This is a genomic window from Mycobacterium sp. DHQP2018-32-09 (assembly GCF_058148405.1).
The window spans coordinates 39,845-52,784 of record NZ_JBYVYK010000042.1; the positions used below are offsets into that span (position 1 = coordinate 39,845).

13 protein-coding genes and 1 pseudogene are annotated in these 12,940 nt (G+C 71.3%); 13 read left to right on the forward strand and 1 reads right to left on the reverse strand.

The window, feature by feature from the left end; genetic code table 11:
• Positions 1–12: 12 nt before the first annotated feature.
• The 10 genes from egtB to AC30CM_RS19740 all read left to right on the forward strand — a co-directional run bounded on the left by egtB (position 13) and on the right by AC30CM_RS19740 (position 11,402).
• Positions 13–1,272, forward strand: a complete 1,260-nt coding sequence (egtB, locus tag AC30CM_RS19695) for an ergothioneine biosynthesis protein EgtB (protein ID WP_490118604.1) — start codon at positions 13–15, stop codon at positions 1,270–1,272.
• Positions 1,265–1,960, forward strand: coding sequence for an ergothioneine biosynthesis protein EgtC (gene egtC / locus AC30CM_RS19700; protein WP_490118588.1), 696 nt, complete (start codon positions 1,265–1,267; stop codon positions 1,958–1,960). Before egtB ends, egtC begins: the two co-directional genes overlap by 8 nt.
• Positions 1,960–2,928, forward strand: coding sequence for an L-histidine N(alpha)-methyltransferase (gene egtD, locus AC30CM_RS19705; protein WP_490118589.1), 969 nt, complete (start codon positions 1,960–1,962; stop codon positions 2,926–2,928). The genes egtC and egtD overlap by 1 nt, the downstream gene beginning before the upstream one ends.
• Complete coding sequence (gene egtE / locus AC30CM_RS19710) at positions 2,925–3,998, forward strand: ergothioneine biosynthesis PLP-dependent enzyme EgtE (protein WP_490118590.1); 1,074 nt, start codon at positions 2,925–2,927, stop codon at positions 3,996–3,998. The genes egtD and egtE overlap by 4 nt, the downstream gene beginning before the upstream one ends.
• 129 nt (positions 3,999–4,127) lie before the next feature.
• Positions 4,128–5,399, forward strand: a complete 1,272-nt coding sequence (mdo, locus tag AC30CM_RS19715; protein WP_490118591.1) for an NDMA-dependent methanol dehydrogenase — start codon at positions 4,128–4,130, stop codon at positions 5,397–5,399.
• A complete protein-coding gene (locus tag AC30CM_RS19720) occupies positions 5,377–6,429 on the forward strand; it encodes a MadB family AAA-type ATPase (protein WP_490118592.1) in 1,053 nt (350 codons plus the stop codon). Before mdo ends, AC30CM_RS19720 begins: the two co-directional genes overlap by 23 nt.
• Positions 6,413–7,918 carry a MadC family VWA domain-containing protein gene (gene madC, locus AC30CM_RS19725; protein WP_490118593.1) on the forward strand — a complete coding sequence of 502 codons (1,506 nt, stop codon included), beginning with the start codon at positions 6,413–6,415 and terminating at the stop codon, positions 7,916–7,918. Before AC30CM_RS19720 ends, madC begins: the two co-directional genes overlap by 17 nt.
• Before the next feature lie 133 nt (positions 7,919–8,051).
• Entirely contained in the window at positions 8,052–9,296 is a 1,245-nt protein-coding gene (locus AC30CM_RS19730) for an iron-containing alcohol dehydrogenase (protein WP_490118605.1), read from the forward strand.
• Complete coding sequence (locus tag AC30CM_RS19735) at positions 9,293–10,756, forward strand: MadS family sensor histidine kinase (RefSeq protein WP_490118594.1); 1,464 nt, start codon at positions 9,293–9,295, stop codon at positions 10,754–10,756. Before AC30CM_RS19730 ends, AC30CM_RS19735 begins: the two co-directional genes overlap by 4 nt.
• Positions 10,746–11,402: a MadR family response regulator transcription factor gene (locus AC30CM_RS19740; RefSeq protein ID WP_490118595.1), complete on the forward strand. Its 657-nt coding sequence runs from the start codon at positions 10,746–10,748 to the stop codon at positions 11,400–11,402. The genes AC30CM_RS19735 and AC30CM_RS19740 overlap by 11 nt, the downstream gene beginning before the upstream one ends.
• Positions 11,403–11,450: 48 nt before the next feature.
• Here the strand turns inward: AC30CM_RS19740 and mftM are convergent, their stop codons facing one another.
• Positions 11,451–12,290, reverse strand: coding sequence for a mycofactocin oligosaccharide methyltransferase MftM (gene mftM, locus AC30CM_RS19745; RefSeq protein WP_490118596.1), 840 nt, complete (start codon positions 12,288–12,290; stop codon positions 11,451–11,453).
• 157 nt (positions 12,291–12,447) lie between these two features.
• Between mftM and mftA the strand changes: the two genes are divergently transcribed.
• From mftA to AC30CM_RS19760, 3 genes and pseudogenes are all read left to right on the forward strand, one after another.
• A complete protein-coding gene (gene mftA / locus AC30CM_RS19750; RefSeq protein WP_490118597.1) occupies positions 12,448–12,543 on the forward strand; it encodes a mycofactocin precursor MftA in 96 nt (31 codons plus the stop codon).
• Complete coding sequence (mftB, locus tag AC30CM_RS19755; RefSeq protein WP_490118598.1) at positions 12,530–12,802, forward strand: mycofactocin biosynthesis chaperone MftB; 273 nt, start codon at positions 12,530–12,532, stop codon at positions 12,800–12,802. Before mftA ends, mftB begins: the two co-directional genes overlap by 14 nt.
• Positions 12,799–12,940, forward strand: a pseudogene (locus tag AC30CM_RS19760) (mycofactocin radical SAM maturase); the annotation flags it as partial. The gene mftB and the pseudogene AC30CM_RS19760, both read left to right, overlap by 4 nt.

Genomic DNA, 12,940 nt, shown 5'->3' on the forward strand with positions numbered 1-12,940 from the left:
ACCCGAGCCGCGATGGTTCGCGACCTCGAGACCGCCAGGGCGCGCACCCTGGCGCTCGTCGACCACGACGACGCCGAGCTGCACCGTCAGTACGACCCGTTGATGAGCCCGCTGGTGTGGGACCTGGCCCACATCGGGTGGCAGGAGGAGATGTGGCTGCTGCGCGGCAACGACCCGCGCAGGCCCGGCATGCTCGATCCCACCGTGGAACGCTGCTACGACGCGTTCCTCAACACCCGGGCCAGTCGCGTCGACCTGCCCCTGTTGCCGCCCAACGATGCCCGCGCCTACTGCGCGAACGTGCGCGACGAGGTGTTCGCCCTCCTGGCCGCCCTGCCCGAGGACGCCGACGACTTCACCTTCGGGTTGGTGGTCAGCCACGAGAACCAGCACGACGAGACCATGCTGCAGGCGTTGAACCTGCGATCGGGCCCCGCGCTGCTGGACCGCGGCGCACCGCTGCCGTCGGGGCGGACGGGCGTGGCGGGGACCTCGGTGCTGGTGCCCGGCGGCGAGTTCGTCCTGGGGGTCGACGCCGCGACCGAGCCGATGTCGCTCGACAACGAGCGCCGCGCGCACGTGGTGGAGCTGCCGCCGTTCCGGATCGGGCGCGTCCCGGTCACCAACGCCGAGTGGCGCCGCTTCGTCGACGACGGCGGGTACCGGGAGCGGCGATGGTGGTCCGATCGCGGCTGGGCGCACCGCGAAGCGGCCGATCTGCGCGCGCCCGGGTTCTGGGACGTGCGGGCGGACGGCCGCACGCGGTTTGGCCACGTCGAGGCCATCCCCGACGACGAGCCCGTCCAGCACGTCACGTTCTTCGAGGCCGAGGCCTACGCCGCCTGGGCGGGTGCCCGCCTGCCCACCGAGCAGGAGTGGGAGAAGGCGTGCGCATGGGATCCGGCCGCCGGGGCCCGGCGGCGCTTCCCCTGGGGGGCCAGCGAACCCACCTCGGCGCTGGCCAACCTGGGCGGCGAGGCGCTGCGCCCGGCGCCGGTGGGCGCCTACCCGGCCGGGGCGTCGGCCTACGGCGCCGAACAGATGCTCGGCGACGTGTGGGAGTGGACCACGTCGCCGCTGCGGCCGTGGCCGGGTTTCACGCCCATGCTGTACGAGCAGTACTCACAGCCGTTCTTCGACGGGGACTACCGGGTGCTGCGCGGTGGCTCGTGGGCGGTGGCCCCCAGCATCATCCGGCCCAGCTTCCGCAACTGGGATCACCCCATCCGCCGTCAGATCTTCTCCGGCGTCCGACTGGCGTGGGATGTGTAGACACCTGGGCTGGCTGGGCGCACCGGTGTCGGTGGCCTCGCTGGTGACGGAGCCACCGCACGCGCTGCTGGTGCAGTCCTACCGACCGCGTAGGCAGCGCAACGGGTTGATGAACGCCGACGGCTGGGGCGTCGGCTTCTTCGACGAACTCACCGGGGAGCCTCGCCGGTGGCGCAGTGCCGCACCCCTGTGGGGTGACGCGTCGTTCGCCTCGGTGGCGCCCGCGCTGCGCAGTCCGAGCGTGGTGGCTGCCGTGCGCTCGGCGACCGTCGGCATGCCCATCGAGGCGTCGGCGTCGGCGCCCTTCACCGACGGCACGTGGCTGCTGTCGCACAACGGCGTGGTGGACCGTGCGGTGCTGCCCCCGTCGGCGGCGGCCGAATCCACCGTCGACAGCGCGCTGCTGGCCGCCCTGATCTTCGAGCGGGGGCTCGACGTGCTGGGGGACACGGTCGCCGAGATCGGCGGCCGAGATCCGAAGGCGCGCCTGAACGTGCTGGCGGGCAACGGGAAGCGTCTGCTCGCCACCACGTGGGGGGATACGCTGGCGACCTTGCGCCGGCCCGACGGCGTCGTGGTGGCCAGCGAGCCCTACGACGATGATCCCGGCTGGCGCGACGTCCCCGATCGGCACCTCGTCGAGGTGGTCGACGGGGACGTGCGCCTCACCGAACTGAAGGGAAGCTGATGTCGATCACGCTGTCCAACTACCTCGCCGCCGACGCCGCCGCCCAGGCGTTGCGCAGCGACGTCCGCGCCGGGTTGGCGGGAACGCCGAAGTCGTTGCCGCCCAAGTGGTTCTACGACGCCGCCGGGAGCGATCTGTTCGACCAGATCACCCGGTTGCCGGAGTACTACCCCACCCGCGCCGAGGCCGCGATCCTGCGCTCGCGCGCGGCCGAGATCGCGGCGGCCGCGGGTGCGGACACGCTCGTCGAACTCGGCAGCGGGACGTCGGAGAAGACCCGGATCCTGTTGAACGCCATGCGCGATGCCGGCAGCCTGCGCCGCTTCGTCCCATTCGACGTCGACGCGAGCGTGCTCACCTCGGCGGGCGAGGCCGTGGCCGCCGAATACCCCGGAGTCGACGTCGACGCGGTGTGCGGCGACTTCGAGGAACACCTGGGCAAGATCCCGACCGGTGGTCGACGGCTGGTCGTGTTCCTGGGCTCGACCATCGGCAACCTGACCCCGCAGCCGCGCGCCGCGTTCCTCGCCGCGCTGGCCGAGACGTTGGCCCCGGGCGACACCCTGCTGCTCGGCACCGACTTGGTCAAGGACGTCGGCAGGTTGCAGCGAGCCTACGACGACGCGGCAGGCGTCACGGCGCGGTTCAACCTCAACGTCCTGCGCGTGGTGAACCGCGAGCTGGACGCGAACGCCGACGTCACCGCCTTCGAGCACGTGGCCAGGTGGAACGCCGAACAGGAGCGCATCGAGATGTGGCTCAGATCGACCGTGGCGCAGCGCATCCGGATCGGAGCGCTCGACATGGACGTGGACTTCGCGGCGGGCGAGGAGATGCTCACCGAGGTGTCGTGCAAGTTCCGCCCCGACGGCGTCGTCGAGGAACTTGCCGCGGCAGGCCTGCGCCGCACCCACTGGTGGACCGACGAGGCCGGCGACTTCGGCCTGTCCCTGTCCACGCTCGCGTGACCCTCGCCGACCGCTGGCGAGCGGCACGCCCGCCGGTGGCGGGAGTGCACCTCGACAGTGCCGCATGTTCGCGCCAGAGCCACGCGGTCATCGATGCCGCGGCCCAGCACGCGCGGCACGAGGCCGAACTGGGCGGCTACGTCGCCGCCGAGGCGGCGGCACCGACGCTGGCGGCGGGCCGGGCCGCGGTGCACGCACTGACGGGTCTGTCCGACGTCACGTTCACCACCGGCGCCGGACACGCGCTGGACGTCCTGCTCGACGACTGGTCGGGTGACCGCACCCTGGCATGCCTGCCCGGTGAGTTCGGAAACAACCTGGAGACCATGGCGCGCCGCGGTTTCCAGGTGCGTCACCTCCCCGTCGACGGTGACGGCAGGCTGGACCCGGATGCCGCCGCGGCGGCGCTGGCCGCCGACCCACCCGGCCTCGTGCACCTGACGGTGCTGGGCAGTCACCGCGGCACCGTGCACCCCGTGACGACGCTGGCGGGTGCGTGCCGCGACCTCGGCATCCCGCTCTACGTCGACGCGGCGCAGGGCTTCGCGCACCTGGACTGTGCCGACTTCGGCGCCGATGCGCTCTACACGGCGGGCCGGAAGTGGACCACCGGCCCGCGCGGGGTCGGCATCCTGGCCACCCGGCCGGGGGTGCTGTCCGAGCAGTGCGTCACGCGCCTGGCGAACGCCGAGGCGAACGTGGGCCTGCACGTGGCGCTTTCGGTGGCGCTCGGCGCATACGTCGCCGAGGGGCCCGCCGCGGTTGTGGCCCGCCTGGTGGAGGTCGGCGCGCGCACGCGCACGGCGCTGGCGGACGTCGCGGGTTGGCGCGTCGTGGAGGCCGTCGACGAACCCAGCGCCATCACCACGCTGGCGCCACCCGAGGGCGTCGACCCGTTCGAGATCCGGGCCCGCCTCATCGCCGAACACCAGGTGGTGACGACGTGCGCCGGCGTCGCCAGGGCGCCCGGCGAACTGACGGCGCCGGTGCTGCGGTTGTCGCCGCACGTCGACGTCACCGACGCCGACCTGCAGGCAGCCGTGCGGGCACTGTCCACCCTGACCGGCTAGTTCCGGCTCCTGCCCGATCGGACGGTTCTGCGGTTCCGGACGGTCGGTTGGCCCCGGGAACCATTGTGACCACCACCACAGGCGGTCCACGGTGGTCTCGTTGACCACCGACCACGAAAGACCGATCCCATGGCCATTGAGCTGAACCAGATCTGGGAGTTCCCGATCAAGGAATTCCATCCGTTCCCGCGCGCCCTGCTCGGCGTCGGCGCGCACGACATCATCGGGGTCGAGGCAAAGAACCTCGGCTTCAAGCGCGCCCTGCTGATCACCACCGGCCTGCGCGGTTCCGGCATCATCGAGGAACTCACCGGCAAGATCGAGTACCAGGGCGTCGAGGTGGTGCTCTACGACAAGGTGGAGTCCAACCCCAAGGACTACAACGTCATGGAGGCCGCCGCGCTCTACCAGCAGGAGAAGTGCGACAGCATCATCTCCGTGGGCGGTGGTTCCAGCCACGACGCCGCCAAGGGTGCCCGCGTCGTCATCGCGCACGATGGCCGCAACATCAACGAGTTCGAGGGCTTCGCCAAGTCGACCAACAAGCAAAACCCTCCCCATATCGCCGTATCCACCACGGCGGGAACGGGTTCGGAGACCTCCTGGGCCTACGTCATCACCGACACCTCCGACATGGAGCACCCGCACAAGTGGGTGGGCTTCGACGAGGCCACCATCGTCACGCTCGCCATCGACGACCCGCTGCTGTACTACAGCTGCCCGCAGCACTTCACGGCCTACTGCGGCTTCGACGTCCTGGCGCACGGCAGCGAGCCGTTCGTGTCACGTCTCGACTTCGCGCCGTCGCTCGGAAATGCGCTGTACTCCGTCGAACTCGTTGCCAAGCACCTGCGGGAGGCGGTGTTCGAGCCCAACAACCTCAAGGCGCGCGAGGGCATGATGAACGCCCAGTACATCGCCGGGCAGGCGTTCAACTCCGGCGGCCTCGGCATCGTGCACTCGATCAGCCACGCCGTCAGCGCGTTCTTCGACAGCCACCACGGCCTGAACAACGCCATCGCGCTGCCGCGGGTGTGGGAGTACAACCTGCCCGCCCGCTACGAACGCTACGCCCAGCTGGCGACGGCGCTGGGCGTCGACACCCGCAACATGACCACGGTGCAGGCCGCCGACGCCGCCGTGGAGGCCGCGATCCGGCTGTCGCAGGACGTGGGCATCCCGGACAACTTCGGGCAGGTGCGCACCGACTCCTACGACAAGAACCGGATGAACACCGGCAAGTACTCCGGTCGTGGCGAGACCATCAAGGGCGACGACAAGACCGTGCTCGCCATCTCGGAGCACATCCAGGACGACTGGTGCACCCCGGGCAATCCGCGCGAGGTGACCGTCGCATCGATGATTCCGGTCGTGGGGCATGCCATCAACGAGAAGTACTGACACCGGCGGCTTCGCCGACGCCGACGACCTCGTCGCCCGCCTGGCGGCATGGGACTACGTCGCCGATGCCGACCTGGCCACCGTGGTGCACCTGGCCACCGCCCTCGACCGGCCCCTCCTCCTGGAGGGGCCGGCCGGGGTGGGCAAGACCGAGCTGGCCAAGTCGCTGGCGGCGGCATCGGGCCGCCGCCTGATCCGGCTGCAGTGTTACGAGGGTCTCGACGACAACCGAGTGCTCTACGAGTGGGACTACGCCAAGCAGCTGCTGCACGTGCAGATGCTGCGTGACCGCATCACCGCGTCGACGGCGCACCTGACCGACATCGACGAGGCGTCGCGGTATCTGGCGTCGCGCGACTTCGGCTTGTACACCGAGGAATTCCTGTCCGCACGGCCCCTGTTGGACGCCGTGCGGTCCGAGGAACCCGTCGTGCTGCTGATCGACGAGGTCGACCGGACCGAGGAGGCGATGGAGGCGCTGCTGCTCGAGGTGCTCGCCGAACGGCAGGTGACCATCCCCGAGATCGGGACGTTCACGGCGCGTTCGGTGCCGTGGGTGGTGTTGACCTCCAACGACACTCGCGAGTTGTCGGCCGCGTTGAAGCGGCGCTGCCTGCACTACCACCTCGGGTTCCCGTCGGCGGAGCGCGAGCGCGAGATCGTGGCGCGGCGTGCCCCGCACGTCGAGGTGGAGGTGGTGGCCGACGTCGTGGACCTGGCCCGCACCTTGCGCGAGCTGCCGCTGCGCAAGAGCCCGTCGATCTCCGAGGTGGTGGACGCGGCTCGGGCCGCGGACATCCTGCGGCGCAACGGAATCGGAAGTACGGTCGAGCGCGACGTGCTGATGTCGGCGCTGGTGAAGTTCACCAGCGACCGCGAGGTGGTGGCGGGTCACTTCGGCGCCCCACCACCTGCCGGCGTTCGGGAGCAACGGGACGCCGAGCCCGTGACGGTGGCGTCGCGGCCGGCCAACACGACGACGGCGGTGTTCCACGGCCGCGGCGGACGGCGCAGTGCCCGAGGTGCGTGACCCCGGCGACCTGCTGGACGTGGTCTCGGCCGCGTTCGGCAGGGTGCTGCGCACCGCGGGGGTCGGCGCCTCGCCCGCCGAGATGATCGAGGTGCGCCGGGTCCTCGGCCTGCTGGGCGCCCGCGACCGCACCCGGCTGCGGGCGGCGTTGCGGGCGACGTGCGCGAAGTACGCCAGGGAGCAGGCCGGTTTCGACCGTGCCTTCGACGTCGTGTTCGGCGACCACCTCGCCGTCGCCGCTGCGGCCCCGCGCGACGCGACGCGCGCGCACGCGGCCGCCGGATTACCGGAGGACCTCGAGGTGTCCGAGGACCAAGAGGTGGGCCGGTACGCGGAGTACAACGAACGCGCCGCCGAGGTGGGGGAGTTCTTCGACACCCCGGACGCCGAGCGCGGCTTCAACCCCCACAAGGACGACGACGACGTGAGCGTCGGCGGCGCGGACTCGGAACTGTCGGTGTCCGCCGAGGCCGACGAGGGCAGGCGCGGGGTGCGCTACACGCTCGAGGTGGACCGCGCCGCCTCGACGACGGTCGGTGACCTGGCCGATGCGGTGAGCCCCGTCGTCGCGGGCGCCCTGCGGTTCGACGATCCCGCCGCCATCCTGGCGTGGCTGGACGCCTACGACCCGGACCGGACGTACGGTGACGACGGCACGGGCGTGCCCCTGTCCGCCGAGCAGCTGGCGCGGCTGACCAAGGCCGTCGAGGACTTCGTGGGCGTGCTCGCCGAGCGTGCCGGGTTGACGGCGGCGGCCGACGCGCCGACGGAGGTGGCGACCCCGGTCACCGCCGACGTCGACCTGGCGTGCCACGAGGTGCTGCGCCGCATGCGGGGCGCCCCGCGGGTGCGTTCGCGCGACACCGGACGGGGCAGGCTCGACATGCGCCGCACCATCCGCGCGAGCCTGCGCACCGACGGGGTGCCGTTCCGCCTGGTGGTGCGCACGCCGCTGCCGGACCGGGTGCGACTGTTGGTGATCGCCGACGTCTCGCTGTCGGTGCGGCCGGTGACCGCCTTCACGTTGCGGCTCGCCCAGGCGATGCACCGCCGGGCCGACCGCTGCCGGGTGATGGCGTTCGTGGACCGCGCCGTCGACGTCACCGAGGTGCTGCTGCGGGGCAGTGGCGACGACGCGTTGGCCGCCGTGCTCGCCGACGGTGGTCTGGATCTGGAGGCCAGCAGCGACTACGGGCGGATGCTGGACGACATGGTGACGGGCCACGCCGATGCGTTGGACGGGCGCACGGCGGTGCTGATCGTCGGCGACGGCCGCTCCGGCGGGTTGCCGCCCAACGTGGAGCGGCTGCGGGCCTTGCGTCGCCGGGTGCATCGGCTGGCGTGGATCACGCCAGAGCCGCAGCGCTACTGGACACAGGCCACGTGCGCGATGCCGCAGTACGCCGAGGTCTGCGACGAGGTGATCGTGGCCCGCGACGCCGACCAGCTCGCCGCCCGGGCCGCGCAGCTGGCGCGGGCGCTGTCGTGAGCCCACCCACCTGCCCGGTCGGGTAGGTGGTCCCCCCGTCCGATCGCACGTTGTGGCCCACCCCACGCCCAGTATCGTGGGAGCGGATGTTAGGTGGGTCACAGTGATCGATCAGGCGACGACCGGGCGCGCGATGGACACCGCGCTGACCGCGGCGCTGGTCCCGGAGTACGACCGGGGGCGCCCGGCAGGTGCGGCGGGGGACCGATGTGGGCATTCGGCGCCGCCCACCCGACTACTCAAGTTCCACGCCCCCGAGATCGTGTTCGGCATCGAGTCGATGGCAGAGGCGGCCCACGCCGCGCTGCGGCTCGGCGCTCTGCGGCCGATGCTGGTCACCGATCCGGGTCTGATCGAGGCCGGCTGGGTCGACGAACTCGTCGGTCATCTGCGGGCCGAGGCCGTCGATGCGGTGGTGTGGAGCGGGTTGACCCCCAACCCGAAGGACCACGAGATCGCCGCCGGCCACGCGTACTACCGGGAGCACGGGTGCGACGTGCTCGTCGCGCTGGGCGGCGGATCGGTGATCGACGCGGCCAAGGGCGTGGCGATCCTGGCCGCCAACGGTGGCGACATCCTGGACTACGCGGGCGTCGACCGCGCCGCCATGCCCATCCCCCCGTTGGTCGTGGTGCCCACCACCAGCGGCACCGGCGCCGACGTGTCGCAGTTCTGCATCGTCACCGACACGACGCGCAACACCAAGATCACCATCCTCGGGCGGGCACTGGTGCCCGACATCACGGTCATCGATCCACGCGTGCTCACCACCATGCCCGAATGGCTCAATGCCGCAACCGGTTTGGATGCGTTGACCCACGGCATCGAGGCCTTCGTGTCCCTGGGGCACAACCAGCTGACCGACCACCATGCACTGCGGGCCGTCGTCATGGTCACCGACAACCTGGTGCGCACCATCGAGCGCCCCACCGAGATGAGTGCCCGCGTGCTGATGGCACAGGCCAGCCTCGAGGCCGGGCTGGCGTTCACCAACGCAATCCTGGGCGCGGCGCATGCCATGAGCCATCAGGTCGGCGGGCTGTTGGACCTGCCGCACGGCGTCATCAACGGTGTGCTGCTGCCCCACGTCATCCGGTTCAACGCCGAGGCCGATCCCGCTCCGTACGCGACGATCGCCCGCTGTCTGCGACTGGCGGACGACCGCGTCCCCGCCGCGGAGGCCGCGGGCGCCCTTGCCGACCGCGTGCAGCGGCTCGCCGCCGACGTCGGCGGTCCCCGCGGGCTGCGCGAACTCGGCGTGGGGGACGAGGACCTCCCGGTGCTGGCGGCCAACGCGCTGCAAGACGCCTGCATCACCACCAATCCCCGCCCGGCCGACGCGGCCCAGCTGGAAGCCGTGTTCCGGGCGGCGATGTGACCAGTGAGATCGGCGCCTCCCGCCGCGTCAGCGCACCCGACCTGGAGCGGCTCACCGGCGTGCGCTCTGGCAAGGGCACGTTCTATCCCGAGTTCCGGGTGGCCGCGCAGCGCACCGAACGCGTCGTGGCCGCACTCGACGCGATATCGCGGGCGCTGGTCCAGACGACGCACGGTCCAGAACCGCTGGTGCGCGCGGTCGCCGAGGCCGCCCGCACCCATCTCGGCGCCGATTGGGTGCTGCTGGCCCTCGCCGACGGCGCCCTGCCCGAGGCGCGGCCGCGACACCTCATCCTGGACGCCGCGGGCGTGGCGTACTCGTTCGAAGGCCTCGCGGGGGCGAGGAGTCCGGGACCGCATCTGCCCGACGCCGTGCTGAACCGGCTCAACGACGTGCTGCGCGGTCAGCTGGCGCAGTTCCGGCTGCCCGTCATCGAGAGCCACCACGCGCACGTCCCGATCGAACTGGACGGCGGCGTCATCGGGGCGTTCGCGGCGTGGACGCCGCCGCATCGCACGCTCGACGGCACCGACGAGACCGTGATGCGGATCCTGAGCAGCCAAACCGCGGTCGCGCTGCAGAACTGTGCGCTATTCCAGGCGTCCCAGGCGCTGCTGGCCGAGTCGCGGTTGCGGTATGCCGAACTGTTGGCCACGCAGCGGGAACTCGATGCCGCGCAACGGCATCAGGTGCTGGACTCCGAACGTCACCGCATCGCCCGCGAACTGCACGACAGCGTGACCCAGTGCGTGCTGTCGGCGGGCATGCAGATCGAGGTGGCGCGCAGCGAGCTGGGGAGCGCCGGCGCGACCACAGGCGGGAACACTGGCGGGAACACAGGCGATGGGCTCGCGGCGCGGCTGGACCTGGCCAAGCAGTTGACGCGGTCGGCCGTCGAGCAGTTGCGCTCGGCGATCTACGCCCTCGACCATCCCGACCGGTCGGGCCGTTCGGGACTGCCCGAGATGCTCGACCAGCTGGCGACCGTGCACATGCCGGAGGACCTACGGGTGTCGCTGCGCGTGACGGGGACGGTGGTCGAACTGCCCAGCGAGGTGGAGCATGCGTTGCTGCGCATCGCGGGGGAGGCGTTGTTCAACACCGCGATGCACGGGCGGGCGAACCGGGCGCTGGTGCGGCTGACCTATCGGCCACGCGCGGTCAGCCTAGCGATCTCCGACGACGGCATCGGCAACCCCGACGAGTTGCGCATCGCGCTGCGGGTCGCCGAGGCCACCGACGTCGACGGGCACCACCGCGGGCTGGCCAACATGCGGGCCAGGGCCCGCGAACACGGCGGCACGTTCGAGGTGACGCGGTCGCGCATCGGTGGCGTCCGCGTCGTCACCACCATTCCGATCAGCCGGGAAGGCCGCGATGACCCCGATGACCCCGATGACCGCGATGAATCCGACGACCACGACCGCGGCGGGCAAGGCGGGCACGGTCATGGGTGCTGACGTCGGCACGCGCACCATCCGCCTGGTCCTGGTGGACGATCACGCCATCTTGCGGCAGGGGCTGCGCTCGCTGCTGGAACGCGAGGCGGACCTGGTGGTCGTCGGCGAGGCCTCCTCGGAGGGCGAGGCCGAGGCGGTAGTGCGGATGGCGACCCCCGACGTCGTCCTGCTGGACCTCAAGTTGTCCGCGGGCTCGGACTTCGAGGGACTCTCGCTGTGCGCCAAGCTGTCTGCCGCCCATCCCGGTATCGGGCTGCTGGTGCTCACCACCTTCCTCGACGAGGACCTGGTGGTGCGGGCCGTGCACGCCGGTGCCCGCGGCTACGTCGTCAAGGACGTCGACACCACCGAGCTGGTGCGCGCCATCCGCGCGATCTCGGCGGGCGAGAGCGCCTTCGACGCCCGCAGTGCGGCAGCCGTGGTCCGCTCGCTCAACGGCCGCACCGAACCCCGTCAGCAGCTCACCGACCGCGAGGTGGAGGTGCTACGGCTGCTGGCCACCGGCGCGTCGAACATCCAGATCGGGGAAGCGCTGTTCATCTCCGCCACCACCGCCAAGTTCCACGTCAGCAACATCATGCGCAAGCTCGAGGTCACGCGGCGTGCCGAGGCGGTCTACGCCGCCTCCAAGCGCGGCCTCATCTGACCGCGAGCAGCCGCAAATGTCCCGAAAGTGCCAGGTGGCGACGGACATTCACGTCTGGTCGCGGGGCGGTTGGTGGTCGAGGATCAGCCAGCCGCCGTGGAACTCGCCGACGGTGGCGGTGACGCCGCGACGGCGCCACTCGTCGGCGATGACGGTGAGCGCGGCCGCGTCGAAGCGCTGCACGTGCCCGTAGTGCGCGCATGCGACGTCCTCGAAGGGCACCGCGACGACGACGCGACGGCGGGCCAGTCGCACCGCCTCGCCGATCACGGCGGCGCCCGTCGCGGGGTCGAGGTGTTCCAGCAGGTGCAGCACCGTCACCGTGTCGGCGCTGCCGTCGGGTAGCCGCGTGTCGGCGGCGTCGCACGCCAGCGTGCGCAGCGGCCGGCCGACGAGGACGGCGGTGCGTTCCAACAGCGTCATGGTGGCGGCGCACAGGTCGGTGGCGGTGACGTCGTGGCCGGCCGCGGTCAGCCGCAACGGGAAGAAGCCGAAACACGATCCGAGGTCCAGGATCTCGCGGCCCACCACCAGCGCCGCGGCATGCGCGTGCACCGGCGCGAAGGCCGCGGTGCCGGACTCGAGGCGGCGCAGCGAGTTCGCGTAGAACTGCCACCAGGCCGTCTCGCGATCGCCGGCCAACGACTCCACGACACCCACGAAGGCGGCCTCGAACTCGTCCTGGTCCCGCAGCATCCCACCGAGTTCGGCGACGAGCAGTTCGGCGAGGTCGTCGGAGACCTCGTCGGCGGTGACGTCGTGGACGACGTCGAGGACGCCGCCGATCCGTGCGGCGCAGAACCTGCTGGTGCACGGTCGATCTCGACACCCGTGGTGGGCGCATGCGCCCTCGCGCCGTCGTACCCGCACGGTGATCTGGTCGAGCATGACTCGACGCTAGGACGCGTGACACCGCTGCCGCGCGCACCGATCGGGCACATCCTTCGACCCGTCCAGACGGGTCGGTCACCGTCCATTCGGCGGGTGTCCCTCGGGCGTCGGCGAATTAGCGTGGGTGGGGTCCGTCACACCAGGAGGTAGTCACATGTCCGATCAGCAGCACCAGTCCACCGCCGCCGATCTCGTCGAGGAGACGCTCGTCGAAGAGGTGTCGATCGACGGGATGTGTGGGGTCTACTGACGTGTTCGACCTCGACGCCCGCTGGCACCTGCACCCGCAGGTCGAGTTGCGCCCAGAACCGTTCGGAGCGCTGCTGTATCACTTCGGTACCCGCAAGCTGTCGTTCCTGCGGAACCGCACCGTGGTCGACGTGGTGCGCGCCCTGCCCGAGGCGCCCTCGGCCAGGGCCGCGCTGGACCGCTGCGGCGCAGCGTCCGCGGTCTACGTCACCGCGCTGGCGACGCTCGCCGACTCCGCGATGCTGGTGCGGGCGTCATGACCCTGGTCGAGCAGTTCGAGCGTGGTCTCGACGCGCCGATCTGTCTGACGTGGGAGTTGACGTATGCGTGCAATTTGTCGTGTGTGCATTGTCTGTCGTCGTCGGGGCGGCGGGATCCGCGGGAGTTGACCACGCGGC

What these genes read in the sequence shown, in the direction of transcription:
- egtB (WP_490118604.1), top strand. Translation starts at nt 13, where the DNA reads ATGGTTCGCGACCTCGAGACCGCCAGGGCGCGCACCCTGGCGCTCGTC.
- egtC (WP_490118588.1), top strand. Translation starts at nt 1,265, where the DNA reads ATGTGTAGACACCTGGGCTGGCTGGGCGCACCGGTGTCGGTGGCCTCG.
- egtD (WP_490118589.1), top strand. Translation starts at nt 1,960, where the DNA reads ATGTCGATCACGCTGTCCAACTACCTCGCCGCCGACGCCGCCGCCCAG.
- mdo (WP_490118591.1), top strand. Translation starts at nt 4,128, where the DNA reads ATGGCCATTGAGCTGAACCAGATCTGGGAGTTCCCGATCAAGGAATTC.
- AC30CM_RS19720 (WP_490118592.1), top strand. Translation starts at nt 5,377, where the DNA reads ATGCCATCAACGAGAAGTACTGACACCGGCGGCTTCGCCGACGCCGAC.
- AC30CM_RS19730 (WP_490118605.1), top strand. Translation starts at nt 8,052, where the DNA reads ATGGACACCGCGCTGACCGCGGCGCTGGTCCCGGAGTACGACCGGGGG.
- AC30CM_RS19740 (WP_490118595.1), top strand. Translation starts at nt 10,746, where the DNA reads ATGGGTGCTGACGTCGGCACGCGCACCATCCGCCTGGTCCTGGTGGAC.
- mftM (WP_490118596.1), bottom strand. Translation starts at nt 12,290, where the DNA reads ATGCTCGACCAGATCACCGTGCGGGTACGACGGCGCGAGGGCGCATGC.
- mftA (WP_490118597.1), top strand. Translation starts at nt 12,448, where the DNA reads ATGTCCGATCAGCAGCACCAGTCCACCGCCGCCGATCTCGTCGAGGAG.